Raw genomic sequence first — 20,219 nt, forward strand, 5'->3', positions numbered from 1 at the left:
TTTGAGCACCACGCCTTACCTAGAGCAAATCCAAAACTCCCAGGACGAGTTGGCGATCCAATACCTGCCCGCCGTGCGCTCTATGGCGTTTCGCTTGAAAGAGCGCTTGCCTAGCTCTGTGGACTTCAACGACTTAGTGTCTGTGGGCACAGAAGAGCTCATCAAGCTCTCTAGGCGTTATGATGTGGTGCTCAACGACTCGTTTTGGGGCTATGCTAAGACACGGGTCAATGGGGCGATGTTGGATTATTTGCGCTCGTTGGATGTGGTGTCGCGCTCTTCAAGAAAGCTTATTAAAAGCATTGACCATGAAGTGTCTAAGTATTACAACGAACACGGACAAGAGCCCGATGATGTGTATTTGGCTGAGGTGTTGAACGAGGACATTTCTAAGATTAGGGACGCTAAGGCAGCCTCCGACATTTACGCCCATGTGCCCATGGACGAGCAGTTCAGCGCCATCGAACAAGACAACATCACCAAAAAACTAGAGTTTGAGGAGTTGCTAAGTGCGATCCAAGCCACACTCAAAACCATGACCGATCGCGAACAACTTTTGATCCAACTCTATTTTTTTGAAGAATTGAATTTGAGCGAGATCCGCGAGATTTTAGGGATCACCGAGTCGCGCATTTCGCAAATCATCAAAGAGGTGATCAAAAAGGTACGCAAATCTCTAGGAGCAAGCCATGGCTGATATTCTAAGTCAAGAAGAGATCGATGCCCTTTTAGAGGTCGTGGATGAGGGCGATGATGTCAACACTCTACAAAAACACGAGATCCTACCCCAAAAGCAGATCACGCTTTACGACTTCAAACGCCCCAATCGGGTGAGTAAGGAGCAGTTGCGCTCTTTTAGAAGCATCCACGACAAAATGGCTAGAAGCCTCTCTAGCCAAGTCTCCGCGATCATGCGCTCCATTGTGGAGATCCAACTGCACAGCGTGGATCAAATGACTTATGGGGAGTTTTTAATGAGCCTACCTAGCCCCACAAGCTTTAATGTCTTCTCCATGAAACCTGTGGGGGGCAATGGGGTGTTGGAGGTCAATCCTAGCATTGTTTTTCCTATGATCGATCGCTTGCTTGGAGGCAAGGGGAGTGCTTACGAGCAAATGCGCGAGTTTAGCGACATTGAGTTGAACCTTTTAGACACCATTTTAAAGCAGGTCATGCAAATCTTAAAGGATATTTGGGCACCCGTAACCGAGTTTTACCCCACCATTGACGCTAAAGAGTCGAGCGCAAATGTGGTGCAAATCGTGGCGCAAAATGAAATCGTCATCATGGTGGTGATGGAGATTGTGATCGGGCACTCTAGGGGAATGATGAATTTATGCTACCCGGTGATCTCCATTGAGGGGATTCTTTCTAAAATGGGTAATCGCGATGTGATGCTCACGGAAACCAGCTCTAAGAAAAGCCGTAATAAAGAATTGCAAGCCCTAGTGGGGGGGGCAAGCGTGGATGTGTCGGCATTCTTAGGCGGGGTGCAACTCACCTTAAAAGAGGTCTTGGATTTAGTGGTGGGGGACACGATCCGCTTAAACAAGGTCGCCAATGATGTGGTTGTGGTCAATATTGACAAGAAGGAACGCTACCTAGCCACAGTGGGTTATAAAGGTTATCGCAAAACCATCCAAATTAAAGAAGTGGTCCAAACCGAAAAAGACAAAGTCAAAGAAATCCTAGAAGTGCTGGAAAACCAACGAAAAATCAAAATCGGCAACATTAAGGAGGAAGAAGAGTGATCGACGATTTTTTAAAACTTTTTGTACAAGAATTCACAACCACGATCAATGGCTTGCTAGGCAAAGCTCCCCAAGTGGAATTAAAAAACGAGATCTCTGTGGGAGATTTTATCTTCATCGAACACGCTTCTGTAACAATCCGTGTAACCCCTAATGCAAATTTAAAGATCACTTTGGCGATCCCCGTGCCTATGGCGACAGCTTTAGCGGATTTAATGGTTGGGGGAGAGGGGGCTTCTAAGGAAACTTTAGAAACCGATGATTTGGATGCGATCAAAGAGATCGGCTCGAATGTCTTTGGGGCCCTTAGCACTGCCTTAAAGTCTCAAGAAGCTTTACCCAAACTAGGCTTTGAAACAGAGGGAGCGGGCTTTGCCCGCGATGGGTCTTCTCTCGACCCCTATAGCGATGGCTTTGAGTTTAGCTTTAAATTAGACGCTTTGGAATCAAGCTTTTTTATTTTCTGTGGGGGCGTGTTTTTAGACATTTTCAATAAAAAAGAAGTGGTACAAAATGTCCCCAAAGGTCGTCCCGCCCCGGCTGCGCCTAGTATTCCTGTGGTGCAAAGGACAGAACGCACGGATGGCGATCACTCCCTAGAACAGCTTGAGATCCGCAACATCAACATGCTCTTAGACATCAAGCTCAATGTCAGGGTGCGCATCGGTCAAAAAAAGATGATCTTAAAAGATGTGGTGTCCATGGATATAGGCAGTGTGGTGGAGCTCAACCAAATGGTGAACGACCCCCTAGAAATCTTAGTCGATGATAAAGTGATCGCTAAGGGGGAGGTGGTGATCGTGGATGGCAACTTTGGCATCCAAATCACCGACATCGGTAGCAAGAAAGAACGCCTAGAGCAACTCAAAGACAGTTAGCTACTTTTTGACTAGGTCCTGTAGCCATTGCTTGACCTTGCCATAACACACCTCAAACACATTTTTATAAGGCTCGCTCTCAAACCCAAAACTTTCGTGTAATTGCGTCAAAAGGTTTCTTTGTTTGTCTGTGAGTTTTTGCGGATATAAAATTTTCAACACCGCCACTAAATTGCCATAACGCCCCGTGTGGATGTCTCTTACCCCCTCGTTTTTAAACACAAATTGCGCCCGATCTTGGGCGTTGGGGGGGATTTGCAACTCTAGCTCTTTTTGCAAAGAGGGCACCATGATTTTAGAGCCCAAAGGGATAGAGGTGAAAAACACGGGCACTTCAATGTAAATATTACACCCATCGCGTAAAAAATGCTCATCCTCTCCCACCACGGCCTCTAAATATAAATCCCCCCTGAGCCCCCTTTGGTATTCATTGCCCCGATTGGGCACTCTAATGCGGTTTTTATTGTCAATGCCCTCGGGCACATCCAACTCAAAACTCTCTTTTTGCAAGATAAAGCCCTCTCCCTTGCAGGGGATGCACTTTTCTAGGGCAATTTGTCCGCTACCTTGACACTTAGCACAAGTGCTTGCCATCGTCATGAAACCTTGTTGCACGAAGGTTTGCCCCCGCCCTTGGCACACCTTGCACGCTTGCATTTTATTGTCCTTCGCCCCACTGCCTTGACAATCCACGCAAAAGGCTTTGTATTCCAAATCCACACTCTTTTTACAGCCAAACACCGCCTCTTTAAAACTAAGCTCCAAGCCCACAAGCACATCTCTAGAGATTTTGCTTTGCTGCGCGCGTTTGCCAAAACCAAAGGCACTCGAAAAGAGCGAATCCTCGCCAAATAAGTCGGCAAAAATATCGCCCAAATCGCTAAAGCCCCCCATGCCCCGCCCCTCTAAACCCTCTTTGCCGTAGCGGTCGTAAATTTGGCGTTTTTGATCGTCGCTGAGCACCCCATAAGCCTCGCTGATTTGCTTGAACTTCTCTTCCGCCTCGGGGTTGTCGGGGTTGTAATCGGGGTGGTATTTGCGGGCAAGTTGTTTAAACGCCTTTTTAATGGCTTCCTTGCTCGCCCCTTTATCCACGCCCAAGAGTTCGTAATAATCCACTAAAACACCTCATACTTTGGTTTAAAAGGGGCTATTTTACCCTAAAATTTTTGAAACCCCCAAAGGGGGCACTTAGGCGTGGTAGTTGGGGGCTTCTTTGGTGATATCTACATCATGGACATGGGATTCTTTAAGCCCTGCGGCGGTGATCTCTACAAATTGGGCGTTGGCGGTGAGCGTGGGGATGTCTTTAGCACCCAAATAGCCCATAGACGATCGCAAGCCCCCCACAAGCTGGTAGAGAATGTCCGCGATCTTACCCCGATAAGGCACCCGCCCCTCAATGCCCTCGGGCACTAATTTCTCAGACGCTAAACCCTCTTGAAAGTAGCGATCCGAGCTGCCCCGTGTCATCGCCCCAATGCTGCCCATCCCCCGATAGCTCTTATACTGCCGCCCTTGATAGATTAAGGTGTCCCCCGGGGATTCTTCAGTGCCGGCAATGAGTGATCCGATCATCACGCACGCCGCCCCCACCGCCAAAGCCTTAGCTACATCACCGGAGTATTTGATCCCCCCATCGGCGATCAAGGGGATATTGTGCTTCTTGGCCTCTTGGTAGCAATTGTCGATTGCGCTGATTTGGGGCATGCCCACCCCTGCCACAATGCGGGTCGTGCAAATGCTGCCCGGTCCAATGCCCACCTTCACGCCATTAGCCCCCGCACTGATTAAATCCTTAGTGGCTTGGGCGGTAACCACATTGCCCACCACCACATCGACTTCTAGCTCTTTTTTAAGGGCTTCTAGGGTTTTGATCACATTGAGCGAATGCCCATGTGCGCTATCAAGCACCAACACATCCGCCCCCGCTTTGGCTAAAGCCCGGGCCCGATCGAGTTGATTCACCCCTATGGCTGCACCCACCCTTAAACGCCCCAAATGGTCTTTGTTGGCCTGTGGGTATTCAATGCGTTTTTGTATGTCTTTAATGGTGATGAGGCCCTTTAGGGTGTTGTTGGCGTCCACAATGGGGAGCTTTTCAATGCGGTATTTGTGCATGATCGCCTGCGCCTCCTCTAGGCTCACGCCCACATGGGCGGTGTGTAGGGGGGCTTTTGTCATCACCTCCCCCACTAGGCGGGTTAAATCAAACTCAAAACGCAAATCTCTATTCGTTAAAATCCCTATGAGTTTGCCCTCTTTATCCACCACGGGCACGCCCGAGATTTTGTAATTGTCTGTGATCTCTTTGGCCTCTGCCAAACTTGCCTCAGCGTGGATATAAATGGGATCGTGGATGATCCCGCTCTCGCTCTTTTTGACCTTTTGGATTTGCTCCACTTGTGTTTGCGTGTCCATGTTCTTGTGGATAATGCCAATACCGCCTAGGCGTGCCATGGCAATAGCGGTTTGGTATTCAGTAACCGTGTCCATCGCTGCGCTCACAAAGGGGATATTTAAAGAAATGTGGGTACTAAGTTTAGAGGCTACACTCACTTCTTTTGGCAACACCTCAGAGAAAGCAGGCAAGAGCAGAACATCTTCAAAGGTTAAGGCTTTTTGGACTAATTGCATGCAATGCCTTTAAAAGTGAGGCTAAGCGCATCTTCAAGCCCAAAGGCGGTGTCTAAAATGCGTTGTTCTTCAAAGGCGGGAGCGACTAATTGCAAGCCCACAGGCAAGCCCTCCACACTCTTAGACACAGGCAGAGATATGGCCGGCAGTCCTGCTAAATTCACCCCCACCGTGTAAATGTCGCTGAGATACATTTCTAGCGGGCTGGCATGGGCGTTAAATTTGGGCGCAACAGAGGGGGCGACTGGGGCTAAAAGAATATCCACTTCATTAAAAATTTTAGCGTATTGCTGGCGGATAAACACCCGTGCCTTTTGCGCTTGTTGGTAGTAAGCCTCATAATAGCCGCTGCTTAAAACAAAGTTGCCTAGCATGATGCGCCTTTTCACCTCAGCCCCAAAGCCTTCTGTCCGGCTCTTGGTGTAAATCTCTTTTAAGTTGTTTGCGCTTGCTCTACGCCCATAACGCACCCCATCAAAACGGGCAAGATTAGAACACGCTTCCGCGGTGCTGATGATGTAATAAGCCGCCGTGTCAAACTTGCCATTTGCCATTTTCTGGGGCACAATCTCATGCCCCATATCCTCTAATAACTTTGTGGTGTCAAAGTAAGCCTTTTGGACGCAGGGGTCGGCATCGTCTAAATAATCTTCAAGCACCCCGATTTTAAAGCGTTTGTTGGGGTCTAAATTTTTAAAAGTCATCAAGGGGTTTTGTTTAACACTGGTAGAGTCCTTGGGGTCGTGTCCGCTGATGGCATCTAAGAGCAAGGCACAATCTTGCACATTCTGTGTAATAGGCCCGATTTGGTCTAAACTGGAGCTGTAAGCCACTAACCCATAGCGGCTCACCCGCCCATAAGTGGGCTTAAGCCCCACACAGCCGCAATAACTAGCTGGCTGGCGGATAGATCCGCCCGTGTCGCTACCAAGAGCCGCTATTGCCAAGCCCCCCGCCACCGCACTCGCGCACCCCCCTGAGCTGCCCCCGGCCACACGGCTTAAATCCCTAGGGTTTTTCACCGCCCCATAGCAGCTAGACTCGCTGGTGCTGCCCATCGCAAATTCATCCATGTTTGCCACGCCAAAGGCGCACATGCCATTTTGGTGCAATCTCTCCACCACGCTAGCGTGGTAAGGCGCGATGTAGCCTTGTAAAATTTGGCTCGCACAAGTGATCGCCCACCCTTTGACATTAATATTGTCCTTAATGAGAATCGGCACCCCCCCCCCACTCGCCCCATCTTGCTCTGGGGAGCGGATATAGGCGTTTAAATCGCTTTTTCCCACTTCTTTGGCGATTTGTTTTTTTAACTCTTCTAACTCAGTGGGGGCTAACCCCATAGCTTGCGTGAGTGTTACCATGCTTTTCTCCCGTTTTCATCTATCTTAGCAAATGCAGAGTAAAACTAAAGTATAGTAAAAAATTCAGTGCTTTGGCAACAAGGGGCGTGATGGATTTAGCATGGTTTGTGTATGTCATTGTGGCGTTGACGGCCTTTTGTGCGGGGCTGGTCGATTCGATCGCTGGGGGTGGGGGGCTCATCACGCTGCCCACGCTTTTGGCGTTGGGGATACCCCCCCATTTGGCTCTTGCCACGAATAAATTACAAAGCAGCTTTGGGAGTTTCACCGCCATGCTTAATTTCTGTTTAAAGGGCATGGTGTCTTTGAAAGAAGTGGTTTTTGGCGTGGCGTGTGTGGTGGTGGGGGCAAGTCTTGGTACAAGCCTCATCTTGCACCTCAAGGCGGATTTATTACGGCTACTCATCCCCATATTTCTCTCGCTCATCTTTGTTTATACCCTGTTCTCGCCTAAAATGGGCGAAGGGGACAAGCCGGCTAAACTCAAGCCCGCTTTGTTTTATGGCGTGTTTGGCGTGCTTTTGGGTTTTTATGACGGCTTTTTTGGACCGGGCACAGGCTCGTTTTGGACTTTTGCCTTAGTTTCGCTTTTAGGCTTTAATCTTAAAAAAGCCACCGCACACACAAAAGTGTTTAACTTCACAAGCAATTTTATTAGTTTAAGTGTGTTTTTGATCGGCGGGCATGTCATTTGGGCGGTGGGGCTGTTAATGGGCGTGGGGCAAATGCTGGGGGCTTGGGTGGGCTCTAATTTAGTGGTGCGTAAAGAAGTGAAGTTTATCCGCAAGGTGTTTTTATGCGTGGTGGGAGCGACCATTTTAAAGTTGTTTTGGGATTTTTTGCATTGAAAGTTTTTAGTGGTGGCTTGAGGCGGAATCGAACCACCGACACGAAGATTTTCAGTCTTCTGCTCTACCGACTGAGCTATCAAGCCAAAAATGTTTATTTTAAACATTCTTGCCTAAAACTTTACTTAAAATGCTATAATGGGGGCGATTCTGTGCCAAAGGTCTAGCAATGCGCTTAATTTCGTGGAATGTCAATGGTTTGAGAGCGTGCATGCAAAAGGGCTTTAAAGACTTTTTAGAGCAAAGCAAGGCGGACATTTTTTGCGTGCAGGAAACTAAAATGCACCCCGAGCAAGCCAACTTTGCCTTTGAGGGCTATTATGCCTTTTGGAACAGCGCAGAGAAAAAGGGGTATAGTGGGGTGCTCACCCTTAGCAAAGAACAACCCTTAGATGTAAGTTATGGAATCGGTGTAACCGAACACGATTTGGAGGGGCGGGTGGTGGTGTGCGAATACCCTAAGTTTTATTTGGTGAATGTCTATGTCCCCAACGCCCAAAGGGGCTTGTTGCGTCTGCCTTACCGCCTAGAGTGGGAGAAGGCCTTTAGGGGGTTTTTGAGCGGTTTAATGGCACGAAAAGGGGTGCTAGTGTGTGGGGATTTAAATGTGGCACACAATGAGATCGATTTAACCAACCCACAGGCAAACCGCTACAACGCCGGTTTTAGCGACCCTGAGAGGCAAGCCTTTAGCACGCTCTTACAAAAGGGCTTTATCGACACCTACCGCCACTTTTACCCCGAGCAAAGGGAGGCTTACACTTGGTGGAGCTACATAGGACAGGCAAGAGAACGCAATGTGGGCTGGCGCATTGACTACTTCTTAGCCTCTTGCAATTTAAAAGACACGCTTAAAAACGCCCACATTTACGCCCAAATCCTAGGCAGCGACCACTGCCCCGTGGGGTTAGAATTGCATGGATAAAAAGCCCTTAAGAGAGATTTTTAAAACGCAGGGCAAACCCTTTCAAGTGCCCCTACCCTACTTTAACCCCCAAAGGGCAGATGAGTGCGTGGAGTGCGTGGGGGGGTGTATGGGGGCGTGCCCCGAAAAGATCATCTTTAAAGAGCCGGGGCAAGTGCCCCATTTGGACTTTTCTAAAAGCGGATGCACCTTTTGTGGGGCGTGTTTAAAAGCGTGTGCGGAGTGTGCAGGGGTGTTAGATGAGAGTTTAGGGGGGATAAATGCACTAGCACTCATTGACCCCGATAAATGTCTAGGGCATCAAGGGGTGGTGTGCTTTGCGTGTGGCGATGCGTGTAAAGATAAAGCGATACACTTTTTGGGTATGTTTAAACCCCGTGTAGATTTGGGGGTTTGCACGGGGTGTGGGTTTTGTGTGGGGGTCTGCCCTACAGAGGCGATTTTATTTATAGAGAGGTCAGTATGAATATTTCAAGTGTGGTTGTGCGGGTAGAGTTGGAGGCGTTTGAGGGGGTCTTAGAGAGCCTTAAAAACATTGAACATGTTGAGGTGGGGGCGTTTGATAAAGACAAGGGGGTCATCATCGCCTTGATAGAGGCGGAAAATGTCAATGAAGAGGTTCGGGCGAATCGGGCGATTGAGCAAACTAAGGGGGTGATTGGCGCACACATGCACTATAGTTATAGCGATGAAAACCCCCTACCCCCCAATATCCAAGAGAGTTTAGAAAAGATTGAGAACACGGACGCTAAGGGTGTGCGCTACGGGGGGGATGTGAATAACTGGCTCTTGGATCAGTAGCTAGTTTGCCTTTCTAGTGTCGAGCCACTGCGATTTTAAATCTAGGGCGGTTTGTAAGGAGTTTTCAAGCTGGTTTAAGACGCTGAGTATTTTGCTGTAGTCTAGCCCGTCTTGGTTGGCGTTTTTCACTTCTTTTTGTAAGGCATTGGTGAGGTTTAGGGCTTTGTCCAGGTCCACGGGGGGTTCAATGGCTTTTTTAAAGACCGCCCCCAACCCTGTGGGTTTGGATGCGCCCTTATTAGGGTTTAAGATCGCCTTTAAGTTCTTGGTTTCTTGGTAGAGCTTGTCAAGCTGTTTGACTTGTTGGTAGTTTTTGCCTGTATCGATCGCCCCCTCTAGCATTTGGTTAGTTACGCTGACTAACTGGTCGGCTAACCCTGCGCTTTTGACTTGCTCTTGCACCAAGGCTTGTATGTCAATGCCCCAAAGGGGGATAAAGCCCAAGCAAAACAATAGGGGAGCTAAAAACGCACGCAATCGTAAATCCATTTTTTTTAATCCTTCTAAATGCCAAATGTACATGGTGGAGCTGTGGGGAGTCGAACCCCAGTCCAAAAATCGCGTCCTAACATGGGCCTCTACATGCTTAGAGAAGTTAAAAGTCTTAAGGCTTCACGGGCTAACTTCTCCAAGCCCCAAAGAAACCCCTAGCTCTAGGCTTACTCTAAGAGGCGAGCGGCTCTTAAAGGCAATCGGCTAAGATGATGGAAGGCTTAGCAAACACCGATCGATCCGCCAAGTTCCAGCTCGCTACGCTGCTTTAGCGTAGTTGGGAGCGTAATTAGGATTGTTTACGGTTATTGTTTGTGTCGTTTTACAAGAGACACTTGGCATGCAACCCACGCAACGCAATCCCTGTCGAAATCCTATTTCAGCCCCTTACAAAAATAAGCCTACGAAGTATAGCATAATAATCTTTTTATAGTTTTAAAAGCGATTAACCAAGACAAGTTAGAATGCCCGTTTACATCAAGGTCCAAACTTGCAACTTTACCAAAACGTCTTGCACTTCTTTCTAGACCCAACGCATGCCTTGCTTGCACAAATCGGGCAAGAGATTTTGCAAAACGCCTCCTTTCGGCTCTTGTGTAACCTTGCTATGTTGATCGCGCTCATGCTATGGGCTCTTAATCGGGTGCGCTTAGCCGACTTCTTTTTTCTAAGAACCTTGTTTTCTCTTTGCGCCTTTGCGCTGTTTTTCACGCTCTTTAACTACGCCACACACAACCCAACCGCCTTTTACACACAGCTAAAAGAGCTGATCTTTTACGCCCCTAATGTCTTAACCCAACTCGTGCAACAAAGCCTGCAAGCCTCAAGCACTGCCTTCAACACCGACCCCACGCATTTTAATTTAGAGTTTTTACTAAACCAAAGCTTTCACAGCCTAGTGCTGCTAGCCACGCAAGCGCAAGGGCATTTAAACAACTTCATGGCGGGCTTTGTGTGTGCCCTTGTTGTAGCACAAGGGGCGCTACTCACCTATACTTTGGCGTTGACCTTAATCGTGTCTATTGAGCTGTTGCTGTGGCTTGCTTTGGCGGTGTTTGTCCTGCCTTTGGGGTTATTTGCCCCTAAACTTTTGTGGCACTATGCCAAAAAGTGCATGGCTTTGGCGTTTTACCAACCCCTAATTTTACTGCTTGCCTTTTACAACGCCCAAATTTTGCAACACTTGATTAGAACCCTTTTGCCAGCACCCACAGCTCCAACGCCCCCCTTGATCGGGGCGTATTTGACCCTTATTGTCAGCACACTTTTGGTTTTATTTTTGTTATACCGCGTGCCCACCTTCCTCAATAGCTTGTTTGCCACGCAAGGGGGTGTGCAAGACCTGCAAGCCATGCTAAGTGCCAGTAAAAACGCATGGCTACAACACAGCCAAAGCGCATTAAACATTCCCCAAAGTAGCTCGCCAAGCCTAGAGCAACACCACACCAGCACTCACAGCGCACAAGAGCCCCTAAAAGAGCCCTCTTTTCAAGTGCAAACCCTAAGCACCCCCAAAGTGCAAATACACCAAATTAAGGACAAGCATGAGATTGTTTAGCCTGCTTTTAGCCCTTAGTCTGTCCGCTTGCACGAGCAAGTTTTACGAAATGCAAAAAAGCCCTTGCGCGCTTATAAGTGGAAAAACGCATGCAATTTCTCCAACACCACTTCAGGGATCGCATCCTCGTGTATCTCTGTGAAAAAGGGGCTGTTAAATTGCGGGCTAATGGCGTTTTTATCCAACCAAAAGTTGGAGCCTAAAACGGGGATGGAAGTTGTAAACCCACAAAAGTGTAAAGCGTCTGCACGCCTAAAGCCAATCTCCCAATGGTAACCGCTTGCGGTGTTTAAAATAGGCTGGTAAAGGCTTTGGGCGACCTCTTGGGTGCGCTCATCAAACAAGAGCCCCCGCACTTTAGAGTCCTTGTAAGAGCGCAGCCAATCGGCATAATACATGCTCGCATTTTCAATGTCCTCATCGCTAAAATCGGTGTCTGCCCCCACAGCCTGTGCGCTCATTTGCAAAAGCTGGAGTGGGGAGGGCAGCTGGGTTAAAATATGCACATGCAAAGTGTTTGTGGCGGTGTTGACTAAAGAGCTTGTGCCCTCCTTAATGCCCTCATCTTGCATAAAAACCTTGAGTGCGTAGCCTTGTCTTTTTTTCTCGCCCATTTTGGCGACCAACTCGGCGTTGGTCCTTAGCTCTTCTTCTAGCATTTTATCAAAGCGCAAAATGAGCACATCCACCCTTAAGAGCGCGGCGACTTGTTTCATGTAATTGCTGTAAAGCGTGGGGTCGTGCCACGGATAAGGCTTGTGTTGCATCAACACTTTATGGGCATAGGCGCGGGCATCGGCGATCAACACCGTCTTTTTCTGCTCTAAGATTTCTTTTAATGGATTCATTAAGACCTTTCTTTATAAATGTGGTGAATTATACTACCCTTTTTATGACTTTAAAGCATTTGAATACATATTGATATTTTTTGAATCTCACCACTTTGCAAATCATAAAAAAGCACACAAGAAAGACAAATCGCCATACTTTCTAGCCCATTTAATCTTTGTGCTGATCCATTTTACGCAAGGTTCACATAGGCAATGTGTGCATAAAAAAGTTAAGACATTAAGATTTTTCCTTTACTAGGTAACCCATTTTTACACACAAACAGGCTTTGTGTGTGATCTTTTATGGTTATGTTATCTAACAGTTTACTTTTTTTTATTCTCCCTCGTTCGCATTACAATCAGTATTTCTTTTATTTTCATTTTCAAGGGGAGACAATGGAAGGATTGTTTAAAAAAGCAGGTCAAGTTGTGCTGTCAATGTTGTTATGCCTCAATTGGGCTTATGCAAACAAAAGCGCAGATCAGTATTCGAGTGAAAGAGCAGATCAGTATTTTGAGGCTGGTTTAGAAGCGTATAAGAATAACAATTACTTAAAAGCTCTGCAAAACTTTCAAGAGGCAGCAAAGCTAGGGGATCCTAGGGGTTATTACGACTTAGCGGTGATGTATAAAAATGGAATTTATGGTGCCGGATTTGGACAGGACAAAAGGATGGCGCAGTATTTTTTTCAAAAGGCTTGTGATTTGGATCACCAATTTGGTTGTCGAGATATTGAAGGCACAGAACTCTATCAAGATCAAAATGTTGGTAGCATTAAATCCGATCAACACATGCCTTGAATGCTTTTAAGCTGTGAGAAGTGTGTTAAACTTTAAACCTATTTAGCTCGCGATCAAAAACATCGGCGGTCTTGCTCAAAGAAGCACTCGCTTGTGCAACCGCTTGCACGCTCTTTTGATTAGAGAGACTTAGCGTTCCAATCTCTTGAATCTCGCCCATGATGCCCTTCGTTTTTTGGGCCAGTTCCTTGAGAGATCGTGCATTTTGGACAATAGCATCGATGATGCTTTGGAGTTCCTGCACATTATTGTCCACAACCTCTTGCAAATTGTGAGCCACTTGAGAAACCTTAACGATCTCTTGGGCATTGCTGTGCAAGTCTTTACTGATGTTATCCACACTTTGCACCACGCCCGTGATGGTAGAATTGATTTCATTCAAGCTAGATTGCGTTTTTTCAGCCAATTTGCGTACTTCATCAGCCACCACCGCAAAGCCTCTACCATGTTCGCCCGCACGCGCCGCCTCAATAGCCGCATTGAGAGCTAGAAGGTTGGTTTGCTCGGCAATCTCTGCGATAATGGTCAATACTTTTTTGATTTCTTGGGTGTCATGGGAAGCGCGTTCTAGCCGATTAGAATATTCCACACCTAATTGGGCGTTTTTACTTAGATTTTGGCTAAAGTCCTCAATTTGGGTATGCACTTCTACAAGAGTTTTGCTAGTGTTGACCAAGGTATCGCTGTTGGCTGCAGCATTGTCCGCCCCACTTAGAATATTGGTCACAACGCTTTCTCCATCGCGCACCACCACCTGAATGCGATCCTGCTCTTCTTGGGCATTGTTAAAGACCGTAGTGGAGCTATCTTGCAAGGTGCGCGCAATTTGGGTGTTTTGTGTGCTGTTGTTCTTGATGGTGGAGATGATACTATGGGTTTTTTCTAAGAAGGCATTGATGCTCCTAGAGATGGTTGCAATCTCATCTTTGCCCTTGACAGCGACTCTTTCTGTCAAATCGCCTTCCTTAGAGAGGAGCGCTTGGATCAACTGCGTGAGGGTGATGAGGGGTTTGAAGAGGGTGTGCACAACCGCAAAGAATAAACCCAAAGAAAACACTAAAGACACGATGGAGGCAAAAAGAATCGTACGTTGGATCATGTCTAAATCCTTGAGTGCGAAACTCTTGTCGCACACGGCCAAAATCTTCCAAGTAGACCCGGGCACGGTGGTGTAAATGTAATACTTGTCTATCCCACCCACATCGCTTTCAATCAGTCCACTTTTATGCGCCAAGATCTCTTGAAAAATTTTCTTTCTATGAGGAAACACTTTTAAGAAACGCTTGCCTTGGTAGTTTAAAATGCTTGTACCCAAAATATAGCCCTCTTGATCAAAGATCAAAGAAATAAATGCGTTTTTTAGAAATTGAGTGTTTAACGGCAGCATCTTGCATGTAGGTTAGAGGCACATCAGCGCCTAGTGCTCCCTTAAATACACCTTTTTGATGGATAGCGATGCTATAAGTAACGACAAGATGGTGGGAAAACATATCCATATAAGGATGGCTCATCACAAGGTTCGTATTGACTTTAGTATCTTTATACCAATTGCGTGTGCGTGGATCGTAATTGTGCGGCACTGTGCCTATGGGCTTAATCGTGCTCCCATCTTCAAGCCCTAGATAAAGTGTTGTTTTTTTCATGCCATATTGCACATGGTTGAGCAGATCGCTCATAACCCTAATGTCATGCAAGTCCATGTTCTCTAGCTGTGTAGCTGTTTTGAGTAGAGCGTCTTTAATTGCATCATCCCAACCCTTCAAAGGGTAGGAGAGCATGTCCACGGTTTCTTGTAAATTCTGCTGGATAGATACTTTCATTCTAAAGTATAGCCTATAGCTAAGGATACCTGCAATGGTAAAAAAACTCACCAATAACAACACCGCAAAGGTGAGAGAAATCTTGGTTTTGAAGCTCATATCGCAACTCTCTTTAACGATCGTATAACAACAGCCCTAAATTGGCACACCACCCGTGGTTAAATCAAAACAAGGTGTTAAACTTTCTTGCTTGATAGTTCTGTAAATCCACTCAAAAGTTAACGCTAGTTAACGCTCCATTGCAACGGTGTATTGTAACATAAAATACATCTTAACAGCTGTAGGTTGTTTGCGGGTTATTTTCCGGGCGTTTCCTATAAACCCCCATTGTTCCACAATCATCAGATGCCACAAAGCCATATAAACCATTCCCCACACCCACGCAGACATTCCTAGAGGACTTAAGGTCTTTTCTTGCAAAAAAATACACAAAGGCAAAACCCACCACTTGTCTTAAAATGACTGAAGTTATTGCTATCAATCAAGGCGATGAAAATGTGCGCTTCAAGGGGAGTTAGCTAAAGATGTGCTAGAGATCATCGCCGTATTCTCAGCTAGACTTTTATGGTGCACGCTCTAAGAAAAACAAACAGCTCGTGATAAATGCTGGGCAGGTCAGCTTGTCAGCCAGGCACAAACTCAGTCCCTAGGTCAAGTTGTGGGCAGCTTGTTTGCCACTTTCAATGACACCATCTTTAACGCACAACAAAATGGTCTAAAAGCAACTCTTAAATCCATGATTGATACCCCCACAGCAGATGTGGTGATTCCAAAAGGCGGTGTAGTGCCAGCCGTATTAGGGGTAGCCCCCAAAACCCTATCGCTACCGGTGCGCAAAATTTCTTAACAAAGCTCACTAATTTTATGAACAGTGTCCAACAATCAGCCAGTCTGTCTGATCTAGCTAGCTAAGCAAACAATGCGATTTTGTAAGCCCAAGCATTGCGCCAAGCCCTTGTAAGAGTATTGGCTGGGGTAATGCCACTGGCGACCAAGTAAACGCCATGAAAACACAAATCCCATAATTCAACAGAACCATAGCTACTCTCAGAGCCTTTGTGCAACAGGCGAACACTTATGTGAAGAAGCACCCTGCACAGGCACAGGCAGCAGTAGCCCTCTCAAATACGATGGCTAAGATTAACAACCAACAAAGCACTAGCCAAAATGGCAACATGTATGGTGTGGACATGCAAATTGGTTACAAACAATTCTTTGGCAAAAGCAAGCGTTGGGGTCTGCGCTACTACGCCACCTTCAGCTACCAGCATGGCACTTTCAATCTTAACGATGCAAGTGCGGTAGATAACTTCACCTATGGTGCGGGTATGGACGCGCTTTATAACTTCTATGAAAGCAAAGATGGCACACACACCAGCGGTATTTTTGCTAGGTGATGCTCACAGGCTCTTCACGGCTAGCTAAGGGTGCGAGCCTATACCATTCTGCGATGGAAGATATAAACACCCTACATGGCAGTGCTGCCATGCACACCTCTTATTTCTAAATCCCCTTGAACATTGGCTTTAGAACCAATGTGAGCAAGCACAATGGGTTTGAAATCGGGCTTAGAATTCCTTTGGCTGTGAATTACTATTACAAGGGCACCTATGATGGTGTAACAGAGAGTGTTGCTTATAAACGCAATGTTTCTGTCTATTTCAACTATGTCTTTAACTTCTAAGATAAAAAGTTAAGGACACACTTAGAAAGACAACAGCTAGCGAGTGAAAGCCTCGAGGCTTTGTCTTTTGGCAATTTAAAACCGGTAAATGAGAATCAAGGTCTGTTACGTGGCTCTGGGTGCTTCTTGCAATCCATTGTTGTCTGCTCCCACTCATATTACCACAATCTACAGATTTTCTTTTTTCTTGTGTAGCACACTTGCCTCTAAAACCTCTGAGATTAAATTAGAGTAATTTACAGCACAAACAATGCTAGAACTAGAATTATGAAAAGATACTTTAGGCTTCATTGTTAAGATAGCCAAGGTGAACCCTATCAAAGCCACAGAGATGACTACAGAATGCGTAAACATTACAGATGACCATATAAGTTGGTTGGCTGAATTTAATGATTTTTTAAAAAGTGAACTTGTGAAATCACGGCAAAAAGAAACACAGGAAAGTGGGGAAGCACAAGTAAATTTGTTTTTTACACCACAACACCCTCCATCTTACAATCAGGGGAGTTAAAGGGCTGGAGAGCTAGAAAGATTCTTTGCACAAACAAACTAAGCAAAAAAAACCATAACCCCACTAATTTTTACTTCTTGCTTACGCTTTTATTTTTTGTTTCTAAGCGTGTTGCTCTAACTAAATTATGATAATTATGAGTTATCTAGCCACTGCTATCTAGAATAAAACCTAAAAAGATTCCCGTGGTGTATTTGTTACCCTTCATAGGAGTTATAGAGAGCATCTATCCCTACCCTATAAACAAGGTCGTTAATGTTGGTCATGCCTATTGTTATAAAAATTTTTCTTTGGTAACTAAAAACTGCCATAGGAGAAACCTTTTGGGCTCATGCTAAGTGCCACAAAAGCCAAAAACCCACAGAATCTCAAAAACGCCCCGCAGGCCGTCCTAGAAAGCAAGAACCCCTTGAACCGACAATATTACTCAACCCCAAGATGAAACCAAAAAGCTCAAAAACGAGCCAAAAACAAGAAAAAGAATAGGGGCAAAACGATAAACCCAACAATTAAACCCAACGATCCAGAGAATACATAGCATTTTTATCCCCCCAGAAGGCTCGTAGAATATAAAGATGGTCAAAGATACAAAACACAGTTCTAAGGTTAGAAGCAACCGTGAGGGATTGTGGGAGCACAGAAGCGAAACAGCAGGTTCTAACTTTGCGAACCTTAATCGGTAAGCTCTATCAAGCTCTTACATTCTTGCTATACTCTTGTAGGACAGTCCCCGTGGAACGAAAAGATCGCCCGCAAGAAACCATCAATAAAAAAATGGGGGAAACACTCCAACCTCTCCCCCAAGCGAAAGGAGAGGAATGCAAACCTTGGAAACTAAGAGCGAGACCTTTCTCGTGAATCTTCACGCATTTCTCGTCTGTCTTCCCTTTCTCTCATATCCTGCCTATCTTCTTCTCTTCTTTCTTGCCTATCTTCCCTATCACACCTATTTCGTGAATCCATGAGAACTCCTTGTATGTATTTTTTAAAGGCAAGCTATTTTAGCAATATTTAGTTAACATTAAATCCTCGCTTTCATCTGTTCATTCTCTTTTTTTCTTTAGTCATAGATTGTAGAGGCTGGTTACTGTGTGCAAAGACCAAAGCTATACATTGTGCGACTGCTAAGAAATACACTTTCGTCCATTCTAAAAATTCAAAAAACACAACCAAGGAGTTAAAATGTTATTGCGTGTGAAAAATGGCATCGGTGTGCTATTGGTCTTTTTATTGATGTCTTTGGTGCCTCTGCAGGCTTATCAAGACTCTAGGCAACAGCCAACGCAAGTAGCGATATGCTTATGCAAAAAGGGTGTGTATTGATGCAAGATGACGTAGATGCCCAAACACTCAACCAAGCCCATCAAGCCTACCAAAGTGGAGACAGTTTAGGAGAAGCGTTTTTGGGGATGGCATATTTGTGTGGCGTGGGGATGCAACAAGACCCAAATTGGCAAAAAATACTTTGAATCTGTGGTTAGACAAAACAAGAAACGGTCAAAAAGATACTACTCTAAGCCTTTGACTGTCGCCCTTTTTGGTTTAGCTCTAATGTATGAAGAGGGTCTAGGAGTGGAAAAAAGTGTGGGGAAGGCAGAAAAGTACTATAAGCAACTGATCATGAACAATGGTGGCGAGGGGAATTTAGGATCTATTGGACTCATCTTATCCTATTTTGTTGTACCATTATTTTTGTACTGGGTTAGATTTGTTAAGTTAGGAAATTTAAAAGTTGCAGATTTTACCAAGGCTTCCCTACTTAAAGCGTATGTATCGCAAACGCTCTATAACTTGGGTATGATTTACAAAAAGGAAGGCAACGCTAAAGCTGAAAAATTCTTAGAAAAGGCGTTTGACTTTGGCTATGAAAAGGCTAAAGAACAAATTAAATAGGCTACCCATGTTTAAACCCCTCTTTATCTTGCTCTTAGGCACAAGCACTCTAATAGCCACACCCCCCATCCTGCCACAAAAACTATTTGCCACAGAATTAGCAGGTGAGGGTGCACAAGCAGTGGATCGCACCAACCAAAAAGTGCAAAGATTGCTCTATGAAGCCATGCTCTCTTTCATTGCAGATAAGGCAAAGGCAAAAGCCTTTTACCAACAGGCAAGCGATTTAGGCAGTGCATTAGCGACCACACAACTTGCTAATTTTTATAACCAAGCAAGTGCCACAACAACGGGCGGGGTCATTAAAAACGATCCTGATAAATACCTAGCGTGCTATGAAAAAGCCCTAAAACTCTACCAAGCCCAAAGGGGGTCTAAAACAGGGGCGGCTTCTCTTAGAATCCGTGCTGCCACTGCCGAGTTTTACGCTCTAACCAATCCCACACACTCTCAGGGTTATCTTGAAGCCATAAAAGCCATAAAGATATAGGAGAACTTGTTGGCGGATTTAAGCGGTGTAGGGTATTTAGATTTAGACAAACTGAGCCCCTACAACGCCACAAATAAAGTCAATCAATCCATGAGTCGGGGGATTGTCATCACTGCTCTTAGATTTTTAGGGCAGGCTTACCAAGAGGGTTTTGGGGTACAACAAGACTTGCAAAAAGCCCGAGCGTTTTTACAAAAAGGGGCAGACTTTGGGGATTTAATGGCTTTAGCGGCTTTAAAAAATATAGACAAAACCCACAAGATTAATAATTGCTCAAAACCACAAGAAAAGGACAAACATGGTCTTTAGTTTTTCACGCTCCAAACAATGGGGTTTAGGGCTATTAGTGGGCACACTTCTTAATTGAAACACAAAAAGAGCAGGCGGGCAACAAACAAGCCGCTAAAGTGTTTTTACAAAAGGCGGTGCAGTTTCAAACCCCAGGAGCTAAGGAAGCATTGCAAGAAATGAGAGAGTAGAAAAGCCTAAAATACAATCTTTGCAAGGAGTTAAACATGTCTTTGGTGTTTAAAAAGTGTGTTTTTTCGGTTGCTTCGATATCTACAATGGCTTCGGGGGATTTGTTATGGCAATGGTAAGACTGAAGGGTATGTTAAAATAGCAAGGTCTTACTAGGGAAACATTGTAAATAGCACCCAATCCGCACATAAATACTCCCCATCACATCACCAAGCATCATTCCGCCAATAGACACAACGCCAAGACGATGACAATGGGGGGGGAACTACCGAGATTTTATCGGCTTAAAGCCAGCTAAGGGTGAGGCAAGTGTTTTTGTTGCAGAAACTAGGGGAATTACAAGTGGCTGTAATGAGTGGGTGATTAACCCCTCTAGCCAAACTTTAGAGAACACCCTTAAAAACGCCCACCGCATTTACCATCAAAATTTAGCTAATTTTGATCTCAAATCCTTTA

General features: G+C 45.5%; 23 protein-coding genes, 1 tRNA gene and 1 other RNA gene. 16 read left to right on the top strand and 9 right to left on the bottom strand.

Features of this window, described 5'->3' with window-relative positions; genetic code table 11:
- Position 1 precedes the first annotated feature (1 nt).
- Genes QSJ47_RS05230 through fliY form a run of 3 tightly spaced genes read left to right on the top strand, consistent with a single transcriptional unit; the run spans position 2 to position 2,629 of the window.
- Entirely contained in the window at positions 2-697 is a 696-nt protein-coding gene (locus QSJ47_RS05230) for an RNA polymerase sigma factor FliA (RefSeq protein WP_221271245.1), read from the top strand.
- A complete protein-coding gene (fliM, locus tag QSJ47_RS05235) occupies positions 690-1,751 on the top strand; it encodes a flagellar motor switch protein FliM (RefSeq protein ID WP_221271246.1) in 1,062 nt (353 codons plus the stop codon). Before QSJ47_RS05230 ends, fliM begins: the two co-directional genes overlap by 8 nt.
- Entirely contained in the window at positions 1,751-2,629 is an 879-nt protein-coding gene (fliY, locus tag QSJ47_RS05240) for a flagellar motor switch protein FliY (protein WP_221272600.1), read from the top strand. The genes fliM and fliY overlap by 1 nt, the downstream gene beginning before the upstream one ends.
- Here fliY and dnaJ read toward each other — a convergent pair whose 3' ends face one another.
- The 3 genes from dnaJ to gatA all read right to left on the bottom strand — a co-directional run bounded on the left by dnaJ (position 2,630) and on the right by gatA (position 6,630).
- Positions 2,630-3,748: a molecular chaperone DnaJ gene (dnaJ, locus tag QSJ47_RS05245; RefSeq protein WP_285602660.1), complete on the bottom strand. Its 1,119-nt coding sequence runs from the start codon at positions 3,746-3,748 to the stop codon at positions 2,630-2,632.
- 72 nt (positions 3,749-3,820) lie between these two features.
- Entirely contained in the window at positions 3,821-5,266 is a 1,446-nt protein-coding gene (guaB, locus tag QSJ47_RS05250) for an IMP dehydrogenase (protein WP_221271248.1), read from the bottom strand.
- Positions 5,257-6,630 (bottom strand): Asp-tRNA(Asn)/Glu-tRNA(Gln) amidotransferase subunit GatA, encoded by a 1,374-nt coding sequence (gene gatA, locus QSJ47_RS05255; protein ID WP_285602661.1) that lies wholly within the window; start codon positions 6,628-6,630, stop codon positions 5,257-5,259. The genes guaB and gatA overlap by 10 nt, the downstream gene beginning before the upstream one ends.
- 89 nt (positions 6,631-6,719) lie before the next feature.
- Here gatA and QSJ47_RS05260 point away from each other — a divergent pair, with 89 nt between their 5' ends.
- Positions 6,720-7,478, top strand: coding sequence for a TSUP family transporter (locus QSJ47_RS05260; RefSeq protein ID WP_221271250.1), 759 nt, complete (start codon positions 6,720-6,722; stop codon positions 7,476-7,478).
- A 10-nt stretch (positions 7,479-7,488) separates the two neighbouring features.
- Here QSJ47_RS05260 and QSJ47_RS05265 read toward each other — a convergent pair.
- Positions 7,489-7,564, bottom strand: a tRNA-Phe gene (locus QSJ47_RS05265).
- A gap of 83 nt (positions 7,565-7,647) precedes the next feature.
- Between QSJ47_RS05265 and QSJ47_RS05270 the strand changes: the two genes are divergently transcribed.
- The 3 genes from QSJ47_RS05270 to QSJ47_RS05280 are packed head-to-tail and all read left to right on the top strand — an operon-like array spanning position 7,648 to position 9,204.
- Entirely contained in the window at positions 7,648-8,403 is a 756-nt protein-coding gene (locus tag QSJ47_RS05270) for an exodeoxyribonuclease III (protein ID WP_285602662.1), read from the top strand.
- Complete coding sequence (locus QSJ47_RS05275) at positions 8,396-8,869, top strand: 4Fe-4S dicluster domain-containing protein (protein WP_285602663.1); 474 nt, start codon at positions 8,396-8,398, stop codon at positions 8,867-8,869. The genes QSJ47_RS05270 and QSJ47_RS05275 overlap by 8 nt, the downstream gene beginning before the upstream one ends.
- Positions 8,866-9,204, top strand: coding sequence for a chaperone NapD (locus QSJ47_RS05280; RefSeq protein WP_221271253.1), 339 nt, complete (start codon positions 8,866-8,868; stop codon positions 9,202-9,204). Before QSJ47_RS05275 ends, QSJ47_RS05280 begins: the two co-directional genes overlap by 4 nt.
- Here the strand turns inward: QSJ47_RS05280 and QSJ47_RS05285 are convergent, their stop codons facing one another.
- Together QSJ47_RS05285 and ssrA are read right to left on the bottom strand one after the other, a co-directional pair.
- Positions 9,205-9,693, bottom strand: coding sequence for a hypothetical protein (locus QSJ47_RS05285; protein WP_260321536.1), 489 nt, complete (start codon positions 9,691-9,693; stop codon positions 9,205-9,207).
- A 32-nt stretch (positions 9,694-9,725) separates the two neighbouring features.
- Positions 9,726-10,083, bottom strand: a transfer-messenger RNA (tmRNA) gene (gene ssrA, locus QSJ47_RS05290).
- A 103-nt stretch (positions 10,084-10,186) separates the two neighbouring features.
- Between ssrA and QSJ47_RS05295 the strand changes: the two genes are divergently transcribed.
- Positions 10,187-11,254: a hypothetical protein gene (locus tag QSJ47_RS05295; RefSeq protein WP_285602664.1), complete on the top strand. Its 1,068-nt coding sequence runs from the start codon at positions 10,187-10,189 to the stop codon at positions 11,252-11,254.
- A gap of 71 nt (positions 11,255-11,325) precedes the next feature.
- Here the strand turns inward: QSJ47_RS05295 and QSJ47_RS05300 are convergent, their stop codons facing one another.
- The gene (locus QSJ47_RS05300; protein WP_285602665.1) at positions 11,326-12,102 is read right to left on the bottom strand and encodes a hypothetical protein; all 777 of its coding nucleotides are present in this window, start codon (positions 12,100-12,102) and stop codon (positions 11,326-11,328) included.
- Positions 12,103-12,480: 378 nt separating this feature from the next.
- On the opposite strand from QSJ47_RS05300, the gene QSJ47_RS05305 reads away from it, so the two are divergent.
- Positions 12,481-12,885, top strand: a complete 405-nt coding sequence (locus tag QSJ47_RS05305; RefSeq protein ID WP_221271256.1) for an SEL1-like repeat protein — start codon at positions 12,481-12,483, stop codon at positions 12,883-12,885.
- 25 nt (positions 12,886-12,910) lie between these two features.
- Here QSJ47_RS05305 and QSJ47_RS05310 read toward each other — a convergent pair whose 3' ends face one another.
- Both QSJ47_RS05310 and QSJ47_RS05315 read right to left on the bottom strand, forming a co-directional pair.
- Positions 12,911-14,200, bottom strand: a complete 1,290-nt coding sequence (locus QSJ47_RS05310; RefSeq protein ID WP_221271257.1) for a methyl-accepting chemotaxis protein — start codon at positions 14,198-14,200, stop codon at positions 12,911-12,913.
- Positions 14,201-14,216: 16 nt separating this feature from the next.
- Positions 14,217-14,804, bottom strand: a complete 588-nt coding sequence (locus tag QSJ47_RS05315) for a PDC sensor domain-containing protein (protein WP_221271258.1) — start codon at positions 14,802-14,804, stop codon at positions 14,217-14,219.
- Positions 14,805-15,363: 559 nt separating this feature from the next.
- Between QSJ47_RS05315 and QSJ47_RS05320 the strand changes: the two genes are divergently transcribed.
- From QSJ47_RS05320 to QSJ47_RS05350, 7 genes are all read left to right on the top strand, one after another.
- On the top strand, positions 15,364-15,552 hold the full coding sequence (locus QSJ47_RS05320; RefSeq protein ID WP_285602666.1) for a hypothetical protein: 189 nt from the start codon (positions 15,364-15,366) through the stop codon (positions 15,550-15,552).
- Positions 15,553-15,763: 211 nt separating this feature from the next.
- On the top strand, positions 15,764-16,102 hold the full coding sequence (locus tag QSJ47_RS05325) for an outer membrane beta-barrel protein (protein ID WP_260321538.1): 339 nt from the start codon (positions 15,764-15,766) through the stop codon (positions 16,100-16,102).
- Between the two features lie 140 nt (positions 16,103-16,242).
- Entirely contained in the window at positions 16,243-16,389 is a 147-nt protein-coding gene (locus tag QSJ47_RS05330) for an outer membrane beta-barrel protein (protein ID WP_260321539.1), read from the top strand.
- Between the two features lie 1,830 nt (positions 16,390-18,219).
- Positions 18,220-18,369, top strand: coding sequence for a hypothetical protein (locus tag QSJ47_RS05335; RefSeq protein WP_221271259.1), 150 nt, complete (start codon positions 18,220-18,222; stop codon positions 18,367-18,369).
- A gap of 52 nt (positions 18,370-18,421) precedes the next feature.
- A complete protein-coding gene (locus QSJ47_RS05340) occupies positions 18,422-18,793 on the top strand; it encodes an SEL1-like repeat protein (protein ID WP_285602667.1) in 372 nt (123 codons plus the stop codon).
- Positions 18,794-18,800: 7 nt separating this feature from the next.
- On the top strand, positions 18,801-19,283 hold the full coding sequence (locus QSJ47_RS05345; protein ID WP_285602668.1) for a hypothetical protein: 483 nt from the start codon (positions 18,801-18,803) through the stop codon (positions 19,281-19,283).
- 6 nt (positions 19,284-19,289) lie between these two features.
- On the top strand, positions 19,290-19,592 hold the full coding sequence (locus QSJ47_RS05350; protein WP_285602669.1) for a hypothetical protein: 303 nt from the start codon (positions 19,290-19,292) through the stop codon (positions 19,590-19,592).
- Positions 19,593-20,219: the final 627 nt, after the last annotated feature.

The organism is Helicobacter sp. NHP22-001 (genome assembly GCF_030270165.1).
In the GTDB taxonomy this organism is placed as follows: Bacteria; Campylobacterota; Campylobacteria; order Campylobacterales; family Helicobacteraceae; genus Helicobacter; species Helicobacter gastrofelis.

Coding starts and splice junctions, on each gene's coding strand:
- QSJ47_RS05315 (WP_221271258.1), bottom strand. CDS start 14,804: ATGAGCTTCAAAACCAAGATTTCTCTCACCTTTGCGGTGTTGTTATTG.
- QSJ47_RS05345 (WP_285602668.1), top strand. CDS start 18,801: ATGTTTAAACCCCTCTTTATCTTGCTCTTAGGCACAAGCACTCTAATA.
- gatA (WP_285602661.1), bottom strand. CDS start 6,630: ATGGTAACACTCACGCAAGCTATGGGGTTAGCCCCCACTGAGTTAGAA.
- QSJ47_RS05270 (WP_285602662.1), top strand. CDS start 7,648: ATGCGCTTAATTTCGTGGAATGTCAATGGTTTGAGAGCGTGCATGCAA.
- QSJ47_RS05275 (WP_285602663.1), top strand. CDS start 8,396: ATGGATAAAAAGCCCTTAAGAGAGATTTTTAAAACGCAGGGCAAACCC.
- QSJ47_RS05285 (WP_260321536.1), bottom strand. CDS start 9,693: ATGGATTTACGATTGCGTGCGTTTTTAGCTCCCCTATTGTTTTGCTTG.
- guaB (WP_221271248.1), bottom strand. CDS start 5,266: ATGCAATTAGTCCAAAAAGCCTTAACCTTTGAAGATGTTCTGCTCTTG.
- QSJ47_RS05280 (WP_221271253.1), top strand. CDS start 8,866: ATGAATATTTCAAGTGTGGTTGTGCGGGTAGAGTTGGAGGCGTTTGAG.
- QSJ47_RS05300 (WP_285602665.1), bottom strand. CDS start 12,102: ATGAATCCATTAAAAGAAATCTTAGAGCAGAAAAAGACGGTGTTGATC.
- fliM (WP_221271246.1), top strand. CDS start 690: ATGGCTGATATTCTAAGTCAAGAAGAGATCGATGCCCTTTTAGAGGTC.
- QSJ47_RS05260 (WP_221271250.1), top strand. CDS start 6,720: ATGGATTTAGCATGGTTTGTGTATGTCATTGTGGCGTTGACGGCCTTT.
- QSJ47_RS05305 (WP_221271256.1), top strand. CDS start 12,481: ATGGAAGGATTGTTTAAAAAAGCAGGTCAAGTTGTGCTGTCAATGTTG.